Consider the following 23076-nt stretch of genomic DNA (forward strand, 5'->3'; position numbering starts at 1 on the left):
CATAGGAATCATTTTTAGTTTTAATAAAATATCAACAAAGAGCGGTCGGCATAGGATTTCAATATAAGTCTTCCCTTAGGGAAGATTTAGATGGGCTTCTTCATCTTACTAAACACATCCCAAACTACCACACCACAACTAACCGATATATTCAAAGAATGCTTAGTACCATATTGCGGAATTTCAATCACAACATCGCTAGCATCAACTACATTTTGAGCCACACCTTTAACCTCATTTCCAAAAACAAATGCATATTTTTCATTTGGTTTAGGTTCAAAATCGTTGAGCATGGTGGCGTTTTCGGCTTGTTCAATAGAACAGATTTTTATGTTTTCAGATTTTAATTTTTCGACAATAGCTATTGTGTTTTCGAAATGTTCCCAATCTACCGTTTCTGTGCTTCCTAAAGCGGTTTTTCTAATATCGTTGTGAGGTGGTTGGGCTGTGATGCCACAGAGATATATTTTTTCAATTAAAAAGGCATCACTCGTTCTAAAGACAGAGCCAATGTTATTTAAGCTTCTAATATTGTCTAGAATAATTAAGATTGGCGATTTTTCAGCCGTTTTAAATTCTGAAACTTCTAATCGGTCTAATTCTTCGTTTTTTAGTTTTCTCATCTTTAGTTTCCGCAAAAGCGGTAATCTGTTTAGGAGACCTGTCAGGTTTCAAAAACCTGACAGGTCTTACACTCGGGTTTATCAACAACTGTAGATAACTTATGGGCTTTCGGTTTTAATAAACCTCAAAATATAAGTAATTTAGCAAACTTGCAATTCTGTAAATAGTCTAAGCAAAAATATAACTTAAAACCAGATTACCATTGGCTAAAAAGGCAAAAAAAGTAACACCATTAATGAAACAGTATAATGCCATCAAGGTAAAATATCCTGATGCCTTGTTATTGTTTCGCGTGGGCGATTTTTATGAAACCTTTGGAAGCGATGCCGTAAAAGCATCAAAAATACTCGATATCATTTTAACCAAACGTGGTGCTGGTAGCGAAAGTGAAACAGAATTAGCTGGTTTTCCGCACCATTCCTTAAATACGTATTTGCCAAAATTGGTAAGGGCTGGAGAGCGTGTTGCTATTTGCGACCAGTTGGAAGACCCAAAACAAACCAAAACTATCGTAAAACGTGGTGTCACGGAATTGGTTACGCCTGGTGTGGCTTTTAATGATGATATTTTACATTCTAAATCCAACAACTTTTTAGCAGCAGTTTATTTCGAAAAACAACGCATTGGAGTTTCTTTTCTGGATATTTCTACAGGCGAATTTTTAACCTCTCAAGGCAATGCGGAATATATAGATAAGCTCCTTCAGAATTTTAAACCAAGTGAAGTTTTAATTTCAAAACAAAGTCGAAAGGCATTTTCGGAAGCCTTTGGAACTGATTTTCATACCTTTTATTTGGAAGATTGGGTATTTCAGGCCGACTATGCCCATGAAACTTTGATCAAACATTTCAACACGAAGACATTAAAAGGTTTTGGAATTGAAGATTTATATGAGGGCATTATCGCTTCAGGCGTGGTGCTTCATTATTTAGGAGAAACGCGCCATAACAAGTTGGAGCATATTGCAACGATTTCGAGAATTGCCACCGACGATTATGTGTGGATGGACAAATTTACAATTCGGAATTTAGAGTTGTACAATTCCACCAATGCTAATGCCGTAACGTTAATCAATGTGATTGACAAAACGATTTCGGCCATGGGCGGACGAACTTTAAAACGTTGGTTGGCGTTACCCTTAAAGCATGCTGAAAAAATAAAGCAGCGTCACGAAGTTGTTAAATATTTGTTGGAAAATGAACCCTTGCTTCAAAAGATTCAAAGTCAGATAAAACATATCGGAGATATTGAACGGCTCATTTCAAAAATTGCAACTACTAAAGTTAGTCCACGTGAAGTTATTCAACTTAAAAACTCTTTAGACGCTATTGTGCCCATTAAGTCCGAAGCTGAAGTTTGTGAGAATGAAGCGTTGAAAATATTAGGGGATAATTTACATCGCTGTGATTTATTGCGAGACAAAATAAAGGAAACATTAACCGAAGATGCCCCTGTAAATATTTTAAAAGGTCATACCATCGCTAGCGGTTTTTCTCAAGAATTAGATGAATTGAGAGGTTTGTCGCAATCTGGGAAAACGTATTTAGACAATATGTTGAAACGTGAATGCGAACGCACAGGCATCACATCGCTTAAGATTGCTTCAAACAACGTTTTCGGGTATTATATTGAAGTCCGAAATTCACATAAAGATAAAGTTCCGGAAGAATGGATTCGTAAACAAACACTTGTAAATGCGGAGCGTTACATTACCGAAGAACTCAAAGAATATGAAGCAAAAATACTAGGTGCCGAAGAGCGTATTTTAGCGATTGAGCAACAATTATTCGCTGAGTTAGTCACTTGGATGCATCAGTTTATAGTTTCAGTGCAGCAAAACGCGCATTTGATTGGGCAATTGGATTGTTTATGTGGTTTTGCAAGCTTGGCTAAAGCGAACAACTATGTGTATCCACAAATTGATGATAGTTTCGATTTGGAAATAAAAGATGGCCGACATCCCGTAATTGAAAAGCAATTGCCAATTGGCGAACCTTATATTGCTAACGATTTATTTTTGGACAGAGCATCGCAACAAATTATTATGATCACTGGACCAAACATGTCTGGTAAATCGGCAATTCTAAGACAAACCGCATTGATAGTTTTATTAGCCCAAATAGGTAGTTTTGTGCCTGCTGGCGAGGCAAGAATAGGTTTGGTCGATAAGATTTTTACTAGAGTAGGAGCGAGTGATAATATTTCGATGGGCGAATCCACCTTTATGGTCGAAATGAATGAAACAGCTTCTATTCTTAATAATATTTCAGACCGAAGTTTAGTGCTGTTAGATGAAATAGGAAGAGGAACGAGTACATATGATGGTATTTCAATCGCTTGGGCCATCAGTGAATATTTGCATGAGCATCCATCTAAACCTAAAACCCTTTTTGCAACACATTATCACGAATTAAATGAAATGACCGAGACGTTCAGTCGCATTAAAAATTTCAATGTCGCGGTAAAGGAGTTAAAAGACAACGTGCTTTTTGTTAGAAAACTGGTGGAAGGCGGAAGTGAGCACAGTTTTGGAATTCACGTCGCAAAAATGGCAGGAATGCCACAGCAAGTAATAAGACGAGCGAATAAAATTCTGTCTAAATTAGAAAAATCACATTCAAGTGAAGAGTTAACGGACAGGGTAAAAACCTTAAAAGACGATTTACAATTAAGCTTCTTTAATCTAGATGATCCTTTATTGATAGAAATAAAAGACGAAATTCTTCACACGGATATTGATACCTTAACACCAGTCGAGGCTTTGATGAAACTTAATGAAATTAAGCGAATGTTGGTAAAGAAAAAGCAAGCCTAAAAGTTTTTTAATTTATTTTAAAAAAAGGCTTTGCTTTAATGATAAAAATTTTAAATTTGCATCCGCTTTAAAAGCGAAATAGTTCATTAAAAATTGCGAAAGTAGCTCAGGGGTAGAGCATCACCTTGCCAAGGTGGAGGTCGTGGGTTCAAATCCCATCTTTCGCTCAATAACACATACCAATATTTAGTTGCAGTCAGTAACTAAAATGCTGAAGTGGTGGAATTGGTAGACACGTTGGACTTAAAATCCAATGTCCATTAGGACGTACGGGTTCAAGTCCCGTCTTCAGTACAGATGAAAAGCCGAAACGAAAGTTTCGGCTTTTTTGTTATAAAAATATACGGAAAGTGAGCTTTCAAGTATTTTTTTAAAACAAAAAAATATCCAAGCTATTGGATTGGCTTTTCTCAACATGTTGAAACTGGGACTCGGCAAAGTCAATTTTCGTCTTCAGTACAGATGAAAAGTCGAAACGAAAATTTCGACTTTTTTGTTATTATACATTTTAATACCCTTATTAAGTTAATCTGATATTTGCCCAAGGTATTGTGCGTAGTTAGTTGAGTAGCTTTTTTTAGTATTTAAAAACTTTTTGGTTTAATGGTCTCATTTATCCATCAGTTAAGTTTTTAATGTAAGTTTTTCGGTTAAGTATTGATGGTTAACTTTTTATGGTAGATTTTTAACTTTTAATCGATAATCTTATAATAACTCAATTGACTAAATTTTTTTTTACTACTTTAATCATGATATTAATTCATTATCAAGTAATCTTTATTACGGCTAGATTGTCATTGTTGTTTTAACCAAATTACACATAGGATTTTAGGTTTATCTTCAGGTAACACATCTTTGAATTGTTTATCTGCAGATGTTTTAATTTGGATTTTTATCGATTGTCGCAATTAATGAATTTATAATTGTCGCCCTCAACTACTTTTCTTTACAGAATTTAATAGGAAATGTTATGGTTATTATAATCAACCATAACAATACTGTATCATGAAATTAAATTTAATCCACTCACTTTTTCTTACTTTATTTATGTTTTCAATTGGTAATATCGAGGACTTTGGTGCTACACTAAAAGGTAACGCTTCAATAGAGGATTCTGACGCCAATAAGTATTTACAGGCAAAACGAGCACATTGGGCTTACACAACAGTTGTTGGTGAATCAGCTATAAACTTTATAAATGAAAATAAGAATACATCTGTATTAGAAACATCAGTAGTGAGTGAATTTATTAGTCAAGGGCAATTGCGTTTATCGTTATACGAGAGTAGTGCTTTAGCTAACAACGAAACGGCAACAGACGGCTTATTGATTTTATTTGACACCGAGGGCAACAATGCGGTTGATGCTAATGATGCTCTTAATATTACTAACTTAGATGAAAATTTTGCAACTAATAATAATGGGGTTTTATTGAGTATTGAAAGTAGGGCGACTCCAGTAGATGAGGAAGAAATCCAATTAGAAATTAATACTTACAGAAATACAAATTATACAATTGTGGCACAAGGTATCTCTATGCAATGCGCCACGGCGTTATTATACGATAACTATACTGGTGTGTCAACCGAAATTCCACAAAGTGGTGATGTTAATTATAGCTATTCTGTAGTCTCTGATATACCTGCTTCTATTGCAAATGATCGTTTTAAGCTAGTCTTTGCCGCTAATCCATTACCGATTACTTGGAACGGTTCTGTATCTAACAACTGGAACGATCCAAATAACTGGACACCGAATGAATTGCCAGATTTTTGTTCAGAAATAACGGTACCCGTAACAGAAACACCACCACTAATTCCAGGTTTTCAAACGATTGCGGCTTTAAACATTAACAGTGGGTCAAATGTCGTTATACCTTTGGGAGCAACTCTTAATGTAAGAGGTGATTTAAATATGTATTCTGAATCAGATACGTATTCTGGTTTAATTGTAAAAGGCACAATAGCTATTGAAGGAACATCCAAATATCACAGATATACAAATGCGCAATCAAATGATAATGACTTAATAGCTCCTCCGTTATCAGGACAAAGTTGGTTCTCTTTTTTGACAACCGATAACAACTATAATGCAAACGTTTTGTTCAGTAATGACGTAGCTGTACCAAATACAACTTATCTCTTTGGTCCATATGAAAAAGGCGGTACAGATGACTATTTGATGTATGCCTATAGTGCTGTAAAAACTTTATATTCTGGTCAAGGATATAGAGTAGCAACAAATACGCCATTAGTTGACGGAAACGGTGAGGCCTTAATTTTCACTGGGTCAATTGTAACAGGTTCTGTTAACAGAACTATTGAAAACGATTTTACTGGTACTTTTCCAGAATGGAATCTTATAGGTAATCCTTATGCTTCTTATATAGATGTTGATACCTTTTTGAATCATGTAGGGACTGAATCCGGAGTATCAAACCTTAGTTTACTAGGTGAAAATACTGCCGCTATTTATGGTTATGATGCAAATAATACAGATGAATCAGGAAGTAATTGGACGATCACAAATTTGGTTGATGGACCAGATCTTATAGCTCCAGGTCAAGGCTTTTTTGTGTCATCAAATACATCCTCAGCAAATTTAGAGTTTTCGCCAGATATGCAAGTTATAGGAGATTCAGATGATTTTATTGTTGGTAGATCATCAAATAACACTGATTTTATCAAAATAAGGATGAATACAGTTTCAGATAGTTGTTTAACGTCAGTTTTTTTTCATGACAATGCAAGTACAGGTTTAGACATTGGTTATGATGCGGCAATTTTTGGAGGTAACGCTCCTGAATTTGCGCTGTATACGCATTTGGTGCAGGACAATGAAGGTGCTCCAATGGCAATACAAACTATTAATTCAAGTAATCTTTCAGATGTGATTATACCATTAGGAGTAAATGCAAATCAAGGCGTGGATTTAACTTTCAGTATTGCTGATATGACTTTACCGGCTTCTGCTAATATATATATTGATGATATGGTTGCTAATACATCAACCTTGTTAAACAACTCTGATTATGTGATGTTACCGACAACTACATTGTCTGGAACTGGACGTTTTTTCTTAAGAACATCTGTAGAGGCGTTATCAATTATTGAAAAAAATTTAGATGCTCTAAATGTCTTCGTTTCAAATAGTTCTAATGAATTAATAGTGGGTGGCCAGTTACAAGAAAACACACTATTAGTTCTATACGATGTTCAGGGCAGAAAGGTGCTTTCAACAGAGCTTGATTTATCTATTGTTGAAAACCGCATAAATCTATCTTCACTTAGCAAGGGAGTTTACATTGCAAATCTTCATAACAAGATGAGTCGAAAATCACAAAAAGTGGTTATTAAATAAAATCAAATGAACAAAAATTATATTACATTAAGATCTAGATCTGTATTAATATGCTTTTAATAAAACTTTTTAAGTTTCTGTAATCCACTTTTGTAAATAGGTAATATCTCTTTAAATACCTCTGCTCATTATTAAGATTTTCGATTGTTTTAATCGGTTAGATTCATTTATTATTATAAATTTGCACATGAAAATAACGACAATACTTTAGTTGTTAAAATCATTAATCATATTGAAAAAATATAGATGGTAAAACTTAAAGGGGAATTAAGAATCGAGGATTTTTACAACATTATATTCGAATCCCAATCTATTCAAATGGATGATACTGTATTAGATACAGTTGAAAAGAGCTTTGTGTTTTTAAGAGATTTTTCTCAAAATAAAACCATCTATGGTGTTAATACAGGATTTGGACCTATGGCTCAATACAAAATTGCCGATTCAGATCGTATAAAATTACAATACAATTTAATAAGAAGTCATGCGTCTGGTACGGGTAATCCAATTCAACCACAGTATGTAAAAGCAGCAATGCTAGCAAGATTAAACACTTTATCCTTAGGTAAATCTGGAGCTCATAAATCGGTTATTGATCTCATGACCGAATTAATAAACCGGGACATTACGCCTTTAATTTACGAGCATGGTGGTGTTGGTGCAAGTGGAGATTTGGTTCAATTAGCACATTTAGCCTTAGTTTTAATTGGTGAAGGTGAAGTGTTTTATAAAAATGAACTGCGACCTACAAAGGAGGTTTTTGAAATTGAAAAACTTGAACCGATTAAAGTGGTTTTAAGAGAGGGATTAGCCTTAATGAATGGTACGTCTGTTATGACAGGTGTAGGTATTGTAAATACTATTAATACAAGACGTTTATTAAATTGGGCCATTCTATGTTCATCTGCTATAAATGAAATTGTAGAAGCCTATGATGATCATTTGTCTTTTGAATTAAACCAAGCAAAACAGCATAAAGGTCAGCGTGAAATAGCGAAACAAATGCGATCCCATTTAAGTGATAGCAAACTCACTAGAAAACGTGAAGAATATTTATACAATAAAAACCCAGATGTTACTGTATTTGAAGAAAAAGTACAAGAATATTATTCCTTGCGATGTGTGCCTCAAATATTAGGGCCAGTTTTGGATACTTTAAATAATATAGAGCGCATTTTAATAGAAGAAGTAAACTCTGCTAACGATAATCCTATTATTGATGTTGAAAAACAACATGTTTATCATGGCGGGAATTTCCACGGCGATTATGTATCCTTAGAGATGGATAAACTAAAATTGGTCGTTACCAAAATGAGCATGTTAGCAGAACGCCAATTGAATTATTTACTAAATCCTAGTCTTAATAAAATACTTCCTGCTTTTGTCAACCTTGGAACTTTAGGGTTAAATTTCGGGATGCAAGGTGTGCAATTTACAGCAACCTCTACTACGGCAGAAAACCAAATGCTATCCAATCCGATGTATGTCCATAGTATTCCGAACAACAATGACAATCAAGATATTGTGAGTATGGGAACTAATGCGGCTCTTATTACAAAAAAAGTTATTGAGAATGCTTTTGAAGTTGTCGCGATAGAAATGATCACCATTATACAAGCCATTGAGTATTTAAACGCACAAGACAAAGTATCTTCAAAAACGAAGAAAATGTATGATGAAATCCGAAAATTAGTTCCTATATTTACGGAAGACGTTGTTATGTATCCTTATGTAAATGAGGTAAAAGCATTTATCATGGATCACAAAAATAACATTGTGTGACAAAACAGTCTTGATAAAAAAGGTGATTCCTTAAGGATGATTTACAAGGGTGTTAAAGTTGAGAATTATTAAACAAAAAATATAAATCATGAAAACTAAACACTTATTATTAGTCATACTTCTTCAAAGTATTTTCTCAATTAATGCACAAGAATTAGCATTGGTTAGGGAAAATGATTTATTCGGTTATATCAATAAGTCAGGAGAGTATGCCATTAAACCTCAGTTTCAAAAAGCAGCTAGTTTTTCTGGTAAGTATGCAGCAGCATTTCAAGGCGATCAATGGGGACTTATAGACACTTCGGGAAATTGGGTGCTTCAACCAGAATACGATAAAGTAAAAGATTTTAATTCTGGTTATGTTTTAGTGCTTAAAGATGACCAATGGAATTATGTTAATCCTTCAGGAGAAAAATTAAAAACTCCGGTAACAGAGAAATATTATGATTTCGAGGATGGTGTCGCTTTGTACAGAAACAATAAAAAGTTGGGGCTTTTAGGTACCGATGGCAAACTCCTTCTAGAACCTACTTACGATGTTATCAAACCATTTGTCAATGGCTATGCAAGAGTTCGGAATGATGATAATTGGGGAATGATAGATAACAAAGGCAACATATTTATTCCGTTGGAATACGATGAGTTAGGCGATTATAATAGCCAAGGTGTCGGCGCTAGAAAAGGAGAATCTTTTGGTATTGTAGTAGATAAGAAACTCAATATCATTAGTGGAGCTGACAAAGTTTGGGACTTTACGGATGATTCTGACTTAACCTATGCACGGAGCGATAAAAAAATGGGATTTGTCAATAATAAAGGCGAATGGGTTATTAAGCCGACTTTCAAAAAAGTGAGAGCATTTAATAACGGATTAGCTCCAGCGCTTAATGAAAAACTTTGGGGTTATATTAATGAGAAAGGAGAAAAAGTAATCGACTATTTATATAGAGACGCTGAAACTTTTTCAGCCAGTGGCTTAGCGCCTGTAAAAGAGAAAAAATTATGGGGTTTTATAGATAAATCAGGTAAAACAATTATTGCCGCTGAATACGATATAACCGCAGGAGGTTTTTCTATTTTTAGTAAAAATAATATTAAAGGATTTCACAACGGGTTAGCTCGTGTAAAGAAAGATAAAGAATGGGGCTTTTTAGATACTGACGGGAAACCATTGGGTGGAAAATGGTACCAAAATGTTGAATTATTTGTTGATACAACAAAATAATCAGTATATTATAAATGAACGAAAAAGAACAGGTAACCAAGTGTGCTTTAATAACAGGAGGCTCTAGAGGTATTGGCAAATCAATATGTATACAACTAGCAAAAGATTCCGATTATCATATATTAATTAACTATCAAAACAATAAAGAAGCTGCTTTAGATACTTTGGAAGCCGTAAAAAAAGCTGGCGGAACTGGTGAGTTATTACAATTTAATGTTGTGGATAACCAAGCCGTTAAATCTATATTGGATAATTGGCTAGACAACAATAAAAGTTCCATTATCGAAGTGATTGTTAACAATGCAGGCATCACTAAAGATGGATTGTTCATGTGGATGTCCCAAGACGATTGGAACAATGTTATTAATACCAGTCTTAACGGTTTTTTTAATGTTACCAATCATTTGATTCAAAAATTATTGGTTCAAAAGTATGGGCGTATTATTAATATGGTTTCACTTTCTGGCTTAAAAGGAACAGCTGGTCAAACTAACTACTCTGCAGCAAAGGGCGCTGTAATTGCAGCAACCAAAGCTTTGGCCCAGGAAATTGCCAAACGTAATATTACCGTAAATGCTGTGGCACCAGGATTCATTAAAACGGACATGACTGGTGATTTAGATGAAAAGGAATTAAAAAAAATGGTACCAGCAAATCGTTTTGGTAACCCAGAAGAAGTGGCACATTTAGTGTCTTTTCTAGCCTCTAAAAATGCCTCTTATATTACAGGAGAAGTTATAAATATTAATGGAGGTCTTTACTCTTAAATACAGATTGGAATGGGACGAGTGGTCATAACCGGAATGGGAATATATTCGTGTATCGGTAAAAATTTGGATGAAGTTAAGGAGTCTTTATATAATGGTAGATCTGGAATTGTAATTGATGAAGATAGAATTCCTTTCGGATACCGTTCCCCATTGACAGGTATGGTTGAAGAACCAGATTTGAAAAAACAGTTATCAAGACGCCAGCGTGTAAGTCTTGGAGAGGAAGGCGCTTATGCTTATGTAGCGACTATCGAGGCCTTAGAAAATGCGAAAATATCCCAAGATTTTCTTGACGCAAATGAAGTAGGGATTCTTTATGGGAATGATAGTACATCAAAGGCAGTTATTAATTCAGTGGATATCATTAGAGAAAAAAAAGATACTGCTTTGGTGGGTTCGGGTGCGATATTTCAAGCTATGAATTCTTCAGCAACCATGAATCTTTCTACCATATTTAAGCTTAAGGGCATTAATTTTACAATAAGTGCCGCCTGCGCTAGTGGTTCTCATGCTATTGGTATGGCGTACCAACTTATAAAAAGTGGTTTACAAGACTGTGTGATTTGTGGTGGAACCCAAGAAATAAATAAGTTTGCCATGGGCAGTTTTGATGGTTTAGGTGTATTTGCTATCAACCTCGAAGAGCCATCAAAAGCATCACGACCATTTGATAAAAACAGGGATGGTTTAGTGCCTAGTGGAGGAGCAGCGACTTTAGTTGTTGAAAGTTATGAATCTGCCGTAAAAAGAGGAGCGCCAATTTTAGCGGAAATAATTGGCTATGGCTTTTCTTCAAATGGAGATCATATATCGACGCCAAATGTTGATGGACCGTCAAGAGCAATGTTCAAAGCTATTGAACAGGCAAATATTGATAGTAGCGCAATCGATTATGTAAACGCTCATGCCACGTCAACACCTGTTGGTGATGCTAACGAAGCTAAAGCAATATTTAAAGTGTTTGGTGAAAACGGCCCTTATGTAAGCTCTACTAAATCAATGACTGGTCACGAATGCTGGATGGCAGGAGCAAGTGAAGTCATTTATTCCATGCTTATGATGCAAAATGATTTTATTGCACCAAACATCAATTTGGAAGAGCCAGATGAAGATGCAGCTAAATTAAATTTAGTCTCTAAAACGCTGGATAAAAAAATTGATGTATTTTTGTCGAATTCTTTTGGATTTGGTGGAACAAATTCGGCGCTAATTATAAAAAAAATTAAGAATAAAGATGAATAAAGAAGTTATTATTGAAAAAATAAACAACTTTCTTATAGATGAATTTGAAGTTGAATCTGAAGACATTTCTCCTGAAGCAAACCTGAAAGAAACTCTTGATCTTGATAGTTTGGATTTTGTTGATCTTGTTGTCTCTGTTGAATCTAATTTTGGCGTTAAATTAGTAGGAGAGGATTTTGTTAATGTTGTAGTGCTCGAAGATTTTTATAATCTTATTGAAAACAAGCTTAAATAATTTTACTTAAAAATATATGGCTGCGGAATGGAAAGGAAAGTCCAGGGGAACAGTTCTAGGATATAAAATATTTATTTTTTGTATTAAAAAACTAGGATTACCTTCAGCCTATTTTGTATTGTATTTTGTCGCTTTCTATTTCTGTTTTTTTGCGAAAGACAGTACCGAATCTTCCTATTATTACTTCCGAAAAAGACTCCAATATTCTAGGTATAAAAGCTTGGTCAGTATTTACAAAAGTTATTTTGTTTTTGGGCAAACCATAATAGATAAAATCGCTATTTCGTCGGGATTAAAATCTAAATTCACCTATGATTATGATGGTGTTGATAACATCAAAGACGTACTAAAGCAAAAAAAAGGAGGTATACTCATTAGCGCGCATTTGGGCAATTTTGAAATTGCCGAACACTTTTTTGGAGAGTTGGAAGATAGGGATTTTATAAATTTACTAACAACCGACGTTGAACATACTGCTATAAAGAACTATCTTGATACAATCGTAAAAAAATCGAATATAAAAATTATCCTTATCAAAGAAGATCTGTCCCATATCTTTGAAATCAATGCAGCATTGACAAGAAACGAAATTGTCTGTATTACTGGCGATCGCTATATTAAAGGTTCAAAATATTTGACAGAAGAATTATTGGGTAAAGAAGCTAAGTTTCCTGCTGGACCATTTCTCATTGGCTCCCGATTGCGAGTGCCAGTATTATTTGTTTACGTTCTTAAGGAATCCAGAAAACATTATCATCTTTATGCCAGAACGTCCACAGTAGAGAACAAAGATGCACAAGCATTATTGAAAGATTATACCAAAAGTTTAGAATGGATGCTTAAAAAATATCCGTTGCAATGGTTTAATTATTTTGATTTTTGGAATGTAAATAAAAAATAAGATGAAGAACATTCTAGTGATACATTATTCGCAGTCTGGGCAATTAACGGAAATCGTGAATAATATAGCCATGCCACTTGGAAATAACAAGGACATCAATGTTGTTCATCATCAAATTGAAATGGAGACACCGTTTCCTTTTCCATGGAAAAAAAAGGAGTTTTTTAATGTATTTTCCGAGTCATTTCTTCAAATACCATCAAAAATAAGACCAATACCTGAGAGTTTCTTAAGTCAGAAATTCGATTTAATCATTTTTGGATATTCAGTTTGGTATTTAAGTCCATCTATTCCGGCAACATCATTTTTATCCTCTCCTGAAGCTAAAAAACTACTTACCGATACGCCTGTGATTACCGTAATTGGAGCAAGAAATATGTGGATAATGGCTCAGGAAAAAGTAAAGACTTTACTTAAAGAATCTAATTCTAAATTAGTGGGTAATATTGCATTGGTTGACAGACATATCAATCATATTAGCGTTATAACTATAGTGCAATGGATGTTTACGGGTAAAAAGAAAAACTATTTAGGTGTTTTTCCTAAACCAGGTGTTTCTCAAAAGGATATTGACGAATCTTCAAAGTTTGGAAATACCATTTTAGAGCATATCAATAGTGATAATCTCGATAATCTTCAAGATGATCTACTACTTAAAAAAGCCGTTGTTGTAAAACCTTTTTTGGTCTTAGCGGATAAGCGTGCGAATATACTCTTTGGTAAATGGGCCAAACTGATATATACCAAAGGAAATGAAAGTAAGGAAAAGCGCTTGTTTTGGGAAAAAATGTTCAACTATTACTTATTATTTGCTATTTGGATTATTGCACCTTTGGTTTTTATCCTATTTTTGTTGACTTATATTCCTTTGTACGGAAAGATAAAAAGGAATAAAAGATATTATTCATCTGTAGAAATTAATTAGAAGGAGTCAAAATGAATGACGTTTACATAAACAGAGTATCAAAGTTTTTACCTAATGATCCCATTAGTAACGACGAGATGGAAAGCGTCTTGGGTCAAATTAATGGAAAGCCTTCTAAAGCAAGACGTGTTGTATTAAGAAATAATGGTATTGAAAGACGTTACTATGCCATTAACAAAGCCGGCGAATTTACCCATTCTAATGCAAAATTAACCCAAGAAGCGATTTCCAACCTATTTGACGATTCGTTTACAGAAAATGATATGGAGTTGTTGTGTTGTGGTACATCAACTCCAGACCAGTTACTACCTTCACATGCAGCCATGGTTCATGGTTTGTTAGCCAATAGAAATTTAGAGATAAACTCCGCCTCAGGGATTTGTTGTGCAGGTATGAGCTCGCTTAAATTTGGTTTTCTATCTATAAAAGCAGGAAATTCTAACAACGCTGTATGCACAGGCTCAGAAAGAGCATCGACTAAAATTTTAGCAAATAAGTTTAAGGAGGAAGCGGACTCATTGGCAAGTTTAGAACAACTGCCTATCATAGCCTTTAAAAAGGAATTTTTACGTTGGATGCTATCAGATGGTGCTGGAGCCATGTTATTACAAAACAAAAAAAATGACGATGGTATCTCCTTAAAAATTGATTGGATAGAAAGCTATTCGTTTGCACACGAATTAGAAACCTGTATGTATTCTGGTGGCGAAAAACTTGAAGATGGTTCCATTAAATCTTGGACAGAATATAGTTCTAAACAATGGTTGGAGGAATCTATATTTTCTATCAAGCAAGATGTAAAGCTCCTAGAAAAAAACGTCATTAATAAAGGTGTTGAAAGTCTGGAAATGGTCTTTAAAAAACAATCCAAAGACCCTTCGGATATTGATTATTTTCTACCTCATATTTCGTCTCACTATTTTGCAGATAAATTAAAAAACAGGATTAAAGAAAAAGGCTTGAATATTCCTGAAAGTAGTTGGTTTACTAATTTGAGTAAAGTAGGAAATGTAGGATCGGCATCCATTTATTTAATGCTTGAAGAATTAATGAGTTCAGGACGATTAAAAAAAGGGGATAAAATAATGTTATCTGTTCCAGAAAGTGGTCGATTCTCCTATGCTTATGCCCATTTAACCGTTTGCTAATATGATGTTAGAAAAGCCAATCACAGATATTACAGATTTAATACCGCAAAAAGCACCTTTTGTAATGGTTGATACCTTATTAAGTTTCTCTGACACGCAATTGGTATCATCCTTCAAAATTTCTGAAAGCAATATTTTTTTTAAGAACGAAACCTTATCAGAGTCTGGATTAATTGAAAATATGGCGCAAACCGTGGCACTTCATACAGGCTATGACTATTTTTTAAAAGGGCAACCTGCTCCAACAGGTTACATTGGTTCTATTAAAGATGTCCAAATTTCAAGACTTCCGCAGTTAGATGAAACTATTCAAACCGAGGCTCATATTTTACAGGAATTTATGGGCGTTACTTTAGTAGAGGTTACGGTGACCAATGCTAGAAAAGAAAAAATTGCCTCAAGTACAATGAAAACTGTTATCGCCAATTAATGATTGATCTTGAAAAAATTGAAATATCAAATTTTTTACCGCATCGTCCACCATTTTTAATGTTAGACAAGATTCTAATTCTAACTGATGAGGAAGTTTCGGCATCATTTTTAATTAAGGATGATAATCTTTTTGTTGAGAATAATCATTTTAATGAAATGGGCTTGGTGGAAAATGCAGCACAGACCTGTTCATCAATTGTTGGTAAAAGCTATTTTGATGATGATGATGTAGATGGAGAAGGCGCCAAATTAATTGGTTTTATTAGTGCCATCAAAAAAGTAACTGCGTTTTCTTGTCCTAAAGTTGGAAGTACTATTATATCTAATGCAAAATTAACATCGAGATTCGATTCGGAGAGTTATAGCGTATGTTCTTTAGAATGTCATATTTTTGAAGCATCAACCTTATTACTATCTTGTGAGCTAAATTTGATGATCAAGGATTTGAAATAGAATTACAAATCGCGCTTCTCTATGACGTATTTCATATCAAACTGAATGCATCAACTTAGTGAAGTTGAAGTATTGCCTTAAAAACAACACAAATGAAAAAGAAGGATGTTCCTCAGGATGAGAGTGGTTTAGAAAAAGACAATATAAAGGAAATTTGTTACGCCGTTGACGAAAAAGGCGACTATACAACCATCAAAAGTACAGGTTGGGATCCTAAAACCATTGCTCTGGATAATGCACTTCAGGAAATCAATGAACGTATCAACGATGCGAAAGCGCGGGTTTTAAATGGTGAAACAAGTCCTATTGAATATTATATGGAATGTCACAAAATGGATATTGGTATTTTAGCGAGTTATGTAGGGAAGTTTCAATGGCAGGTGAAACGGCATTTTAAGGTAAAAACATTCAATAAATTATCCCATAAAATGTTGGAAAAATATGCCAACGTTTTCGATATTTCAGTTGAGCAATTAAAGAATATAAACAATGGAAATTAATTTTACACACCACCAAACTGCGCATTGCGAAAATGGTGTGGTTTCCAATTTAATGAAGCATAATGGCTTTGACGTGAGTGAACCTATGGTTTTTGGTATTGGCTCTGGCTTGTTGTTTTGTTATATTCCTTTCTTAAAAGTCAATCATGCGCCTGCCATAACCTACCGAGTGATGCCAGGACAAATTTTTAAACGCTTTGCTAAACGTGTCGGTATAAAAATTAAAAAAGAAAAATTCAAAAATCCGCAGAATGCTAAGGCAAGATTGGATGAAAACTTAGAAAAAGACAATCCTGTTGGTCTTCAAGTTGGTGTATATAATCTCACATACTTTCCAGATGAATATCGTTTTCATTTTAATGCTCATAATTTAGTCGTTTACGGGAAACAAAATGATGACTATTTAATTAGTGATCCCGTTATGGAAACGGTTACTACTTTAACAACCAAAGAATTAGAGAAAGTTCGTTTTGCCAAAGGTGCTTTTGCTCCAAAGGGACATATGTATTATCCCATAGATTTTCCAAAAAAATTAGATATAGAATCTGCTATTATTAAAGGTATAAAAAATACGTGTAGAGATATGCTTGCGCCTGTACCTATTGTTGGTGTTAAGGGGATTAGACATATTGCTAAATTAATACGTAAATGGCCAAAGAAAAAAGGGGTTAAAGTCGCCAATCACTATTTGGGGCAGATTGTTAGAATGCAAGAGGAAATCGGAACAGGTGGAGGTGGTTTTAGATATATTTATGCAGCTTTTTTACAGGAATCCAGTAAAATTTTAGATAACAGCGCATTAGAGGAATTGTCTAAAGAAATGACCGAAATTGGCGATCTGTGGCGGGATTTTGCTTTAGAAGCCTCTCGAATTTATAAGAACAGAAGCGCAAAAACGGATGCCTATAATAAGGTAGCGACGCAATTAGAAATTATTGCGGATAAAGAGGAGCTATTCTTTAAAAAATTAAAAAAGGCGATATAATTATTTTACATGATAGAAATCAAACAATTATCTAAAAAATATAAAGGCGCAGATTTTTTTTCTGTGTCGGATTTAGATTTGAAAATTTCTAAAAAAGAAATTTTTGGTTTGTTAGGCCCAAACGGAGCAGGAAAGACCACTATAATTTCCTTGTTATGTTCTTTGATTAAGCCCACTTCTGGCTCATTTACCATTGACGGTCTTACCTATAAAAAAAACAATAAGCAATTAAAACAGCTTATCGGGATTGTGCCTCAAGAATATGCTTTGTATCCCACGCTAACGGCTTTCGAAAACCTGATGTATTTTGGAAGTATGTATGGCCTGAAGGGAAAAGAATTAAAGTTGAAAATCAATTCATCACTGGAAAATTTGGGTTTAGTACAATTTTCAAACAAAAAGATAGAAACGTTTTCTGGAGGTATGAAACGTCGGATTAATTTAATTGCCAGTATTCTTCATGAACCAAAAGTCTTATTTTTAGATGAACCAAGTGTAGGCGTCGATGTACAATCAAAAAATGTAATCATCAAGTACTTGCAAGATTTGAACGCAAAAGGAACCACCATAATCTATACGTCACATCATTTGAATGAAGCCGAATCGTTTTGTACAAGGGTAGCGATAATAGATCACGGAAAAGTAATCACCAAAGGCACACCAAAAGATTTAATCACTAACCAAGAAAATGCTAATAATCTCGAAGATGTATTTTTAGCACTAACAGGAATTGCCCTAAGAGATCATGCATAAATTACTAGCATCCGCATATAAAGAGTTTTTGCTGCTTACCAGAGATGTAGGCGGTATTTCCATATTATTTATTATGCCTTTAGTGTTAATTGTAACCATAACTTTAATTCAAGATAGCAGTTTTCAAAGTATTAGTGAAAGCAAAATCCCCATACTATTAGTCGATAATGACAAAGGTTCAGTTTCTGAAACTATCGTAAAAGGACTTAACGATTCTAATATTTTTGAGGTTATCAAACTTGAAAAAGAAGATGAGGCCCAGAACTTGGTCTTCAAAGGCTCCAATCAATTAGCGATTGTAATTCCCAAAGATTTATCATCAGATTTAGAAAAGAAAATTAACCAGAATGTGGAAGGTATATTGAGCAAATTTGGCCTTGAAGAGGAAGAGAATCTACCTGAAGAAAGTTATATCGCAAAAGAAGTCAAACTGTATTTTGATCCTGCAACACAATTTGCTTTTAAGAATTCTGTAAAAAATGAGATCGATAAAATGATTTCAAAAATTGAAACTCAATCCATCTATAAAGCATTTCAGGAGCAAATAACTGATGACCCGACAGAATCTATTTTTGAAACTGAAAACTTTATTAGTTTCAAAGAAATCTTACCAAAAAATGATGATGAAGTTATAGTTCCAAATTCTGTTCAGCACAATGTTCCGGCTTGGACGCTTTTCGCTATATTTTTTATTATTGTGCCTTTATCAATCAATATGGTAAAAGAGAAAAGTCAAGGTACTTTTGTACGGTTGAGAACAAATCCGGTATCTTATTTTACGGTGCTTGGTGGTAAAACGGTAGTTTATTTGGCCGTTTGCTTAATTCAATTTGTATTGATGTTACTTATCGGTGTGTATTTGTTCCCGGCAATAGGTTTACCTACATTAGATGTTTCAGGAAAATTACCGTTGTTATTTGTTGTGGCATTTTTTGCTGGTTTAGCGGCAATTGGTTTAGGGTTGTTACTTGGCACTATAGCAAAAACACCGGAACAATCTGCACCATTTGGAGCAACTTTTGTTGTTATTTTAGCAGCATTGGGAGGAGTTTGGGTACCAGTATTCGTAATGCCGCAATTTATGCAAGCATTATCCAATATTTCGCCAATGAATTGGGGATTAAACGCCTTTTATGATGTTTTTTTACGAAATTCAAGCCTAATGGAGATCGTTCCAGAAATAACATTGCTATTTTTGTTTTTTATCGTCACAACCTTAATCGCTATTGTTTATAATGAAAAGAAAAATGCCGTCTAAATCACAAAAAGAAATAAGTTTCACAAGTAAAATAAGGGTTCGGTTTGTAGAAACTGATCCTTTAGGCATTGTGTGGCATGGTAATTATATCCAATACTTCGAAGATGGAAGAGAGGCTTTTGGCAGACATCATAGTATTGCCTATTTGGATCAAAAAGACTATGGTTATGCTACGCCTATCGTAAAATCAACTAGCGAACACAAACTGCCATTGCGTTATGGCGATGTTGCCACGATAAAAACAAGTTACATTGATAGTCGTGCTGCAAAAATGATTTTTAGATACGAGATTTTTAATCAAGATGACCTATTGGTTTGCACTGGTGAAACCGTTCAGGTTTTTGTAGATCAAATCGGGCAAGGCGATTTGGCATTAACAATTCCAGAGTTTTTCAAGGAATGGAAACAAAAAGTAGGACTTTTAGATGAATGAGGTTTATGTTTCATATAACAACATCATTTCATCATTAGGCTTTGATAGCGAAACGGTTGTGAGTAATATTCATAACGAAGTTTCAGGATTACAATTAATTACCGACAAGACCAAATTCTCGCAACCCTTTTGTTCGTCACTTATTGACCAAAAAAAATTAGACCATAAATTTGCATCTATAGGTGCAGAAGATCATTTTACACGTTTGGAGAAGATGATGATTTCATCTTTAAATGATGTTATTCAAGCTTCTGGAATTCCTTTAACTAAAAAGGTTGGTCTGATTATTTCTACCACAAAAGGAAATATAGACGTCTTAGATAAAAACAGTAAATTTCCAAAAGAACGTGCCTATTTGAGTGTTTTGGGACAAATAATAAAAGATTTTTTCAAATTTAAAAATGATGCCATAGTAGTGTCCAATGCCTGTGTGTCAGGCGTTCTCGCTGTTGCTGTAGCCAAACGTTTCATTAATCAAGGGGTTTATGACGATGTTTTTATTGTAAGCGGCGATATGGTAACCGAATTTATTCTATCCGGTTTCAATTCTTTTCAAGCATTAAGCAGCGCACCTTGTAAACCTTATTGTAAAAATCGTACTGGTATTAACATAGGTGAAGTTGCCGCAAGTGTTTTGGTTACTAATACAAAATTTAAATTGGCTAAAGACGCCGTTACTATTTTAGGAGAAAGCTCTTGCAATGATGCCAATCATATTTCTGGGCCATCCCGAACTGGAGAAGGCTTATATAGAAGTATAAAATCAGCAATGAAAGAAGCCGATATTTCACAGGATAACATTGATTATCTTTCGGCTCACGGAACAGCAACACCATTTAATGACGAAATGGAGGCCATTGCATTTAACAGAGCGGGTTTACAGAATGTTCCTGTGAATAGTTTAAAAGGCTATTTTGGGCATACCTTAGGAGCTTCAGGTCTGTTAGAAACTATCGTAGGAATGCATTCGCTGTATAATAATACTTTATATGCGTCTTTGGGTTTTGAAGCGTTGGGTGTATCTGAACCAATTAATATAATAACAAGAACCAAGACACAAAAATTGAAAATATTTCTTAAAACCGCCTCTGGTTTTGGAGGCTGTAATACGGCAGTAATATTTAAAAAAGTAAAACATGTTTAAATACTAATTATGGAAAACACGTCATTAAGAGCCATAGATGCAATTCAGGAAGCGCAAAAAATCGCTTTTGCTCCTTTTGTATTTCAAGCCACAGTTTCATTGAGAAAACTTGGTGTTTTTAGCCTCATTTTCGATAGAAGAAAAAAAGGTGGAATTACATTAGAAGAGCTTTCGAGAGAGCTATCAGTAAGTACATATGGCCTTGGTGTTTTGTTAGAAATTGCCGAAAGTTCAGACATTGTGAATAAGAACGATTTAGGTAATTTTGAATTAACAACGACGGGTTACTTTTTAAATTATAACGAAACGGTAAACGTAAATATCAACTTTACAAATGAAGTGTGTTACAAAGGTTTATTTCACTTAAATGATGCTATAAAGACAGGAAAACCAGAAGGATTAAAAGAACTTGGTAGTTGGAATACGATTTATGAAGGTCTATCTCAGCTCACTCCTGAAATTAAAAAATCTTGGTTTGAGTTTGACCATCATTATTCGGATGCCGTGTTTAATGAAGCACAGCAAATTGTGTTCAGAAATCACCCTAAAACCATATTCGATATTGGCGGAAATACAGGTAAATTCGCTATAAGCTCTTGTAAATATAATGAGGACGTGTCCATTAAAATAATAGATTTACCAGGACAGTTAAATGTTGCACTTGCCAATGCAAAAAAGGAAGGCTTTGAAAACCGGGTTTCTGGTTATGAAATTGATTGGTTAAAAGATGATCCTATGATTCCAACTGGTGCAGATACGATTTGGATGTGTCAATTTTTAGATTGCTTTTCGGAAGATGAAATTTTAAAAATATTAACAACTTGTGTAAAATCTATGACCGATGAGACTGAATTGTTAATCATGGAAACCTTTACGGATAGACAACGGTTTGATAATGCTAAATTTATACTTGAAGCAACGTCGCTTTATTTTACGGTAATGGCCAATGGAAATAGTAAAATGTATCCTGCGGAAGTACTTTTAAGATTAATTGATGAAGCAGGACTCGTGCTTAAAGAAGATATTGGAGTTGGCGAATACCACACGATATTAGTGTGCAAAAAAAAGTAATTATTAATGAATTCTGAATACTATATTTCCTCTTTTTGTAATATTAAAAACAATACGATTTCCTTGAATGGGTCTGAGATTTATAGTGGTGACAAAAATGAATTTTCAGAATTTATAAAGGCAACCTACAAGTCGTTTGAAACCAACTATCCCAAATTTTTTAAGATGGATAATTTGAGCAAATTGGCCTTTTTAGCAGCTGATGTGTTGTTGAAAAGCGAAAACCTGAGTGGAGACGAAGAAAATGATATTGCCGTAGTATTGTCAAATAAAGCCTCAAGTTTAGATACGGATAGAAAGCATCAGAAGTCTATTGAAGATAAAAATAACTACTATCCCAGTCCTGCGGTTTTTGTATATACATTGCCAAATATTTGCATCGGAGAAATTAGTATTAAATACAAGCTGTTTTCTGAAAATAGTTTTTTTATATTTGACAACTTTAATCCGCAACATTTATTGGACTATTCCAATAGTTTATTGTCAACACAAAAAGCGGAAAAAGTACTTTGTGGATGGGTGGAATTAGATGGAAACCAGTATAATGCTTATTTGTATCTGGTAACCAAAAAAGGGACAATAACACACACTAAGGAGAATATAATAAAATTTTATAATACATAATATGGAGACTTTAAAACAAGAGCTAAAGGAAAACATTGTAGAGCAATTGAATCTTGAAGATATTGCTGTAGAGGATATTAATGATGACGATATATTATTTGGAGGTGGTTTAGGTTTAGACTCTATCGATGCCTTAGAGTTAATTGTTATGCTAGATAAAAACTACGGTATTAAATTATCTGACCCAAAAGAAGGTCGAGCTATTTTTGAATCCATTGAGGTTTTGGCAAAGTATATTTCTGAGCATAGAACGAAGTAAGAAAAATAGAGGTTTTCGTTGTTGATCCATACTGAAAGTAGGAAGATTATTAATCCTCATAAATACAAAAACAACGATAAAACTATTGAGGTTTTTAGAACTTGTTAAGACTGAAGTTTGAAAAAAAATAATGTTCT

At 34.2% G+C, this 23076-nt stretch carries 22 protein-coding genes and 2 tRNA genes; 23 read left to right on the plus strand and 1 reads right to left on the minus strand.

Annotation, left to right across the window (positions count from 1 at the left end):
- Nucleotides 1-86: 86 nt before the first annotated feature.
- Nucleotides 87-623, minus strand: a complete 537-nt coding sequence (locus tag HM990_RS02460; protein WP_178987419.1) for an RNA methyltransferase — start codon at nt 621-623, stop codon at nt 87-89.
- 203 nt (nt 624-826) lie between these two features.
- Between HM990_RS02460 and mutS the strand changes: the two genes are divergently transcribed.
- The 23 genes from mutS (at nt 827) to HM990_RS02575 (ending at nt 22939) form a co-directional block, all read left to right on the plus strand.
- Nucleotides 827-3439, plus strand: a complete 2613-nt coding sequence (gene mutS / locus HM990_RS02465) for a DNA mismatch repair protein MutS (RefSeq protein WP_178987420.1) — start codon at nt 827-829, stop codon at nt 3437-3439.
- 95 nt (nt 3440-3534) lie between these two features.
- Nucleotides 3535-3606: transfer RNA gene (locus tag HM990_RS02470), tRNA-Gly, on the plus strand.
- Between the two features lie 43 nt (nt 3607-3649).
- Nucleotides 3650-3733, plus strand: a tRNA-Leu gene (locus HM990_RS02475).
- A gap of 711 nt (nt 3734-4444) precedes the next feature.
- Nucleotides 4445-6799 carry a T9SS type A sorting domain-containing protein gene (locus HM990_RS02480; RefSeq protein ID WP_178987421.1) on the plus strand — a complete coding sequence of 785 codons (2355 nt, stop codon included), beginning with the start codon at nt 4445-4447 and terminating at the stop codon, nt 6797-6799.
- Between the two features lie 246 nt (nt 6800-7045).
- Complete coding sequence (locus HM990_RS02485) at nt 7046-8581, plus strand: HAL/PAL/TAL family ammonia-lyase (RefSeq protein ID WP_178987422.1); 1536 nt, start codon at nt 7046-7048, stop codon at nt 8579-8581.
- Nucleotides 8582-8669: 88 nt separating this feature from the next.
- Nucleotides 8670-9806, plus strand: coding sequence for a WG repeat-containing protein (locus tag HM990_RS02490; protein WP_178987423.1), 1137 nt, complete (start codon nt 8670-8672; stop codon nt 9804-9806).
- 14 nt (nt 9807-9820) lie between these two features.
- The gene (gene fabG / locus HM990_RS02495) at nt 9821-10573 is read left to right on the plus strand and encodes a 3-oxoacyl-ACP reductase FabG (protein ID WP_178987424.1); all 753 of its coding nucleotides are present in this window, start codon (nt 9821-9823) and stop codon (nt 10571-10573) included.
- 12 nt (nt 10574-10585) lie between these two features.
- Nucleotides 10586-11818, plus strand: coding sequence for a beta-ketoacyl-[acyl-carrier-protein] synthase family protein (locus HM990_RS02500; RefSeq protein WP_178987425.1), 1233 nt, complete (start codon nt 10586-10588; stop codon nt 11816-11818).
- Nucleotides 11811-12053 carry an acyl carrier protein gene (locus HM990_RS02505; RefSeq protein ID WP_178987426.1) on the plus strand — a complete coding sequence of 81 codons (243 nt, stop codon included), beginning with the start codon at nt 11811-11813 and terminating at the stop codon, nt 12051-12053. Before HM990_RS02500 ends, HM990_RS02505 begins: the two co-directional genes overlap by 8 nt.
- A 16-nt stretch (nt 12054-12069) precedes the next feature.
- Nucleotides 12070-12954: an LpxL/LpxP family acyltransferase gene (locus HM990_RS02510; RefSeq protein ID WP_178987427.1), complete on the plus strand. Its 885-nt coding sequence runs from the start codon at nt 12070-12072 to the stop codon at nt 12952-12954.
- Between the two features lies 1 nt (nt 12955).
- Nucleotides 12956-13879, plus strand: a complete 924-nt coding sequence (locus tag HM990_RS02515; protein WP_178987428.1) for a dialkylrecorsinol condensing enzyme DarA — start codon at nt 12956-12958, stop codon at nt 13877-13879.
- An 11-nt stretch (nt 13880-13890) separates the two neighbouring features.
- Nucleotides 13891-15027, plus strand: a complete 1137-nt coding sequence (locus HM990_RS02520) for a beta-ketoacyl-ACP synthase III (RefSeq protein ID WP_178987429.1) — start codon at nt 13891-13893, stop codon at nt 15025-15027.
- Nucleotide 15028: 1 nt separating this feature from the next.
- The gene (locus tag HM990_RS02525) at nt 15029-15457 is read left to right on the plus strand and encodes a hypothetical protein (protein WP_394351739.1); all 429 of its coding nucleotides are present in this window, start codon (nt 15029-15031) and stop codon (nt 15455-15457) included.
- Nucleotides 15457-15912: an ABC transporter permease gene (locus tag HM990_RS02530; protein WP_178987430.1), complete on the plus strand. Its 456-nt coding sequence runs from the start codon at nt 15457-15459 to the stop codon at nt 15910-15912. Before HM990_RS02525 ends, HM990_RS02530 begins: the two co-directional genes overlap by 1 nt.
- 92 nt (nt 15913-16004) lie before the next feature.
- Entirely contained in the window at nt 16005-16412 is a 408-nt protein-coding gene (locus tag HM990_RS02535; protein ID WP_178987431.1) for a hypothetical protein, read from the plus strand.
- On the plus strand, nt 16402-17397 hold the full coding sequence (locus tag HM990_RS02540; protein ID WP_178987432.1) for a BtrH N-terminal domain-containing protein: 996 nt from the start codon (nt 16402-16404) through the stop codon (nt 17395-17397). Before HM990_RS02535 ends, HM990_RS02540 begins: the two co-directional genes overlap by 11 nt.
- Before the next feature lie 9 nt (nt 17398-17406).
- Nucleotides 17407-18150 carry an ABC transporter ATP-binding protein gene (locus HM990_RS02545; RefSeq protein ID WP_178987433.1) on the plus strand — a complete coding sequence of 248 codons (744 nt, stop codon included), beginning with the start codon at nt 17407-17409 and terminating at the stop codon, nt 18148-18150.
- Nucleotides 18143-19408, plus strand: coding sequence for an ABC transporter permease (locus HM990_RS02550; protein ID WP_178987434.1), 1266 nt, complete (start codon nt 18143-18145; stop codon nt 19406-19408). Before HM990_RS02545 ends, HM990_RS02550 begins: the two co-directional genes overlap by 8 nt.
- The gene (locus HM990_RS02555) at nt 19386-19841 is read left to right on the plus strand and encodes an acyl-CoA thioesterase (RefSeq protein WP_178987435.1); all 456 of its coding nucleotides are present in this window, start codon (nt 19386-19388) and stop codon (nt 19839-19841) included. The genes HM990_RS02550 and HM990_RS02555 overlap by 23 nt, the downstream gene beginning before the upstream one ends.
- Entirely contained in the window at nt 19834-20985 is a 1152-nt protein-coding gene (locus tag HM990_RS02560) for a beta-ketoacyl-[acyl-carrier-protein] synthase family protein (RefSeq protein ID WP_178987436.1), read from the plus strand. The genes HM990_RS02555 and HM990_RS02560 overlap by 8 nt, the downstream gene beginning before the upstream one ends.
- Before the next feature lie 9 nt (nt 20986-20994).
- Nucleotides 20995-22056, plus strand: coding sequence for a methyltransferase (locus tag HM990_RS02565; RefSeq protein WP_178987437.1), 1062 nt, complete (start codon nt 20995-20997; stop codon nt 22054-22056).
- Between the two features lie 6 nt (nt 22057-22062).
- On the plus strand, nt 22063-22680 hold the full coding sequence (locus HM990_RS02570) for a 3-oxoacyl-ACP synthase (protein ID WP_178987438.1): 618 nt from the start codon (nt 22063-22065) through the stop codon (nt 22678-22680).
- A gap of 1 nt (nt 22681) precedes the next feature.
- Nucleotides 22682-22939 carry a phosphopantetheine-binding protein gene (locus tag HM990_RS02575; protein WP_178987439.1) on the plus strand — a complete coding sequence of 86 codons (258 nt, stop codon included), beginning with the start codon at nt 22682-22684 and terminating at the stop codon, nt 22937-22939.
- Nucleotides 22940-23076 lie beyond the last annotated feature (137 nt).

Origin of the sequence: Winogradskyella schleiferi, assembly GCF_013394655.1 — a bacterium.
GTDB classification, from domain to species: domain Bacteria; phylum Bacteroidota; class Bacteroidia; order Flavobacteriales; family Flavobacteriaceae; genus Winogradskyella; species Winogradskyella schleiferi.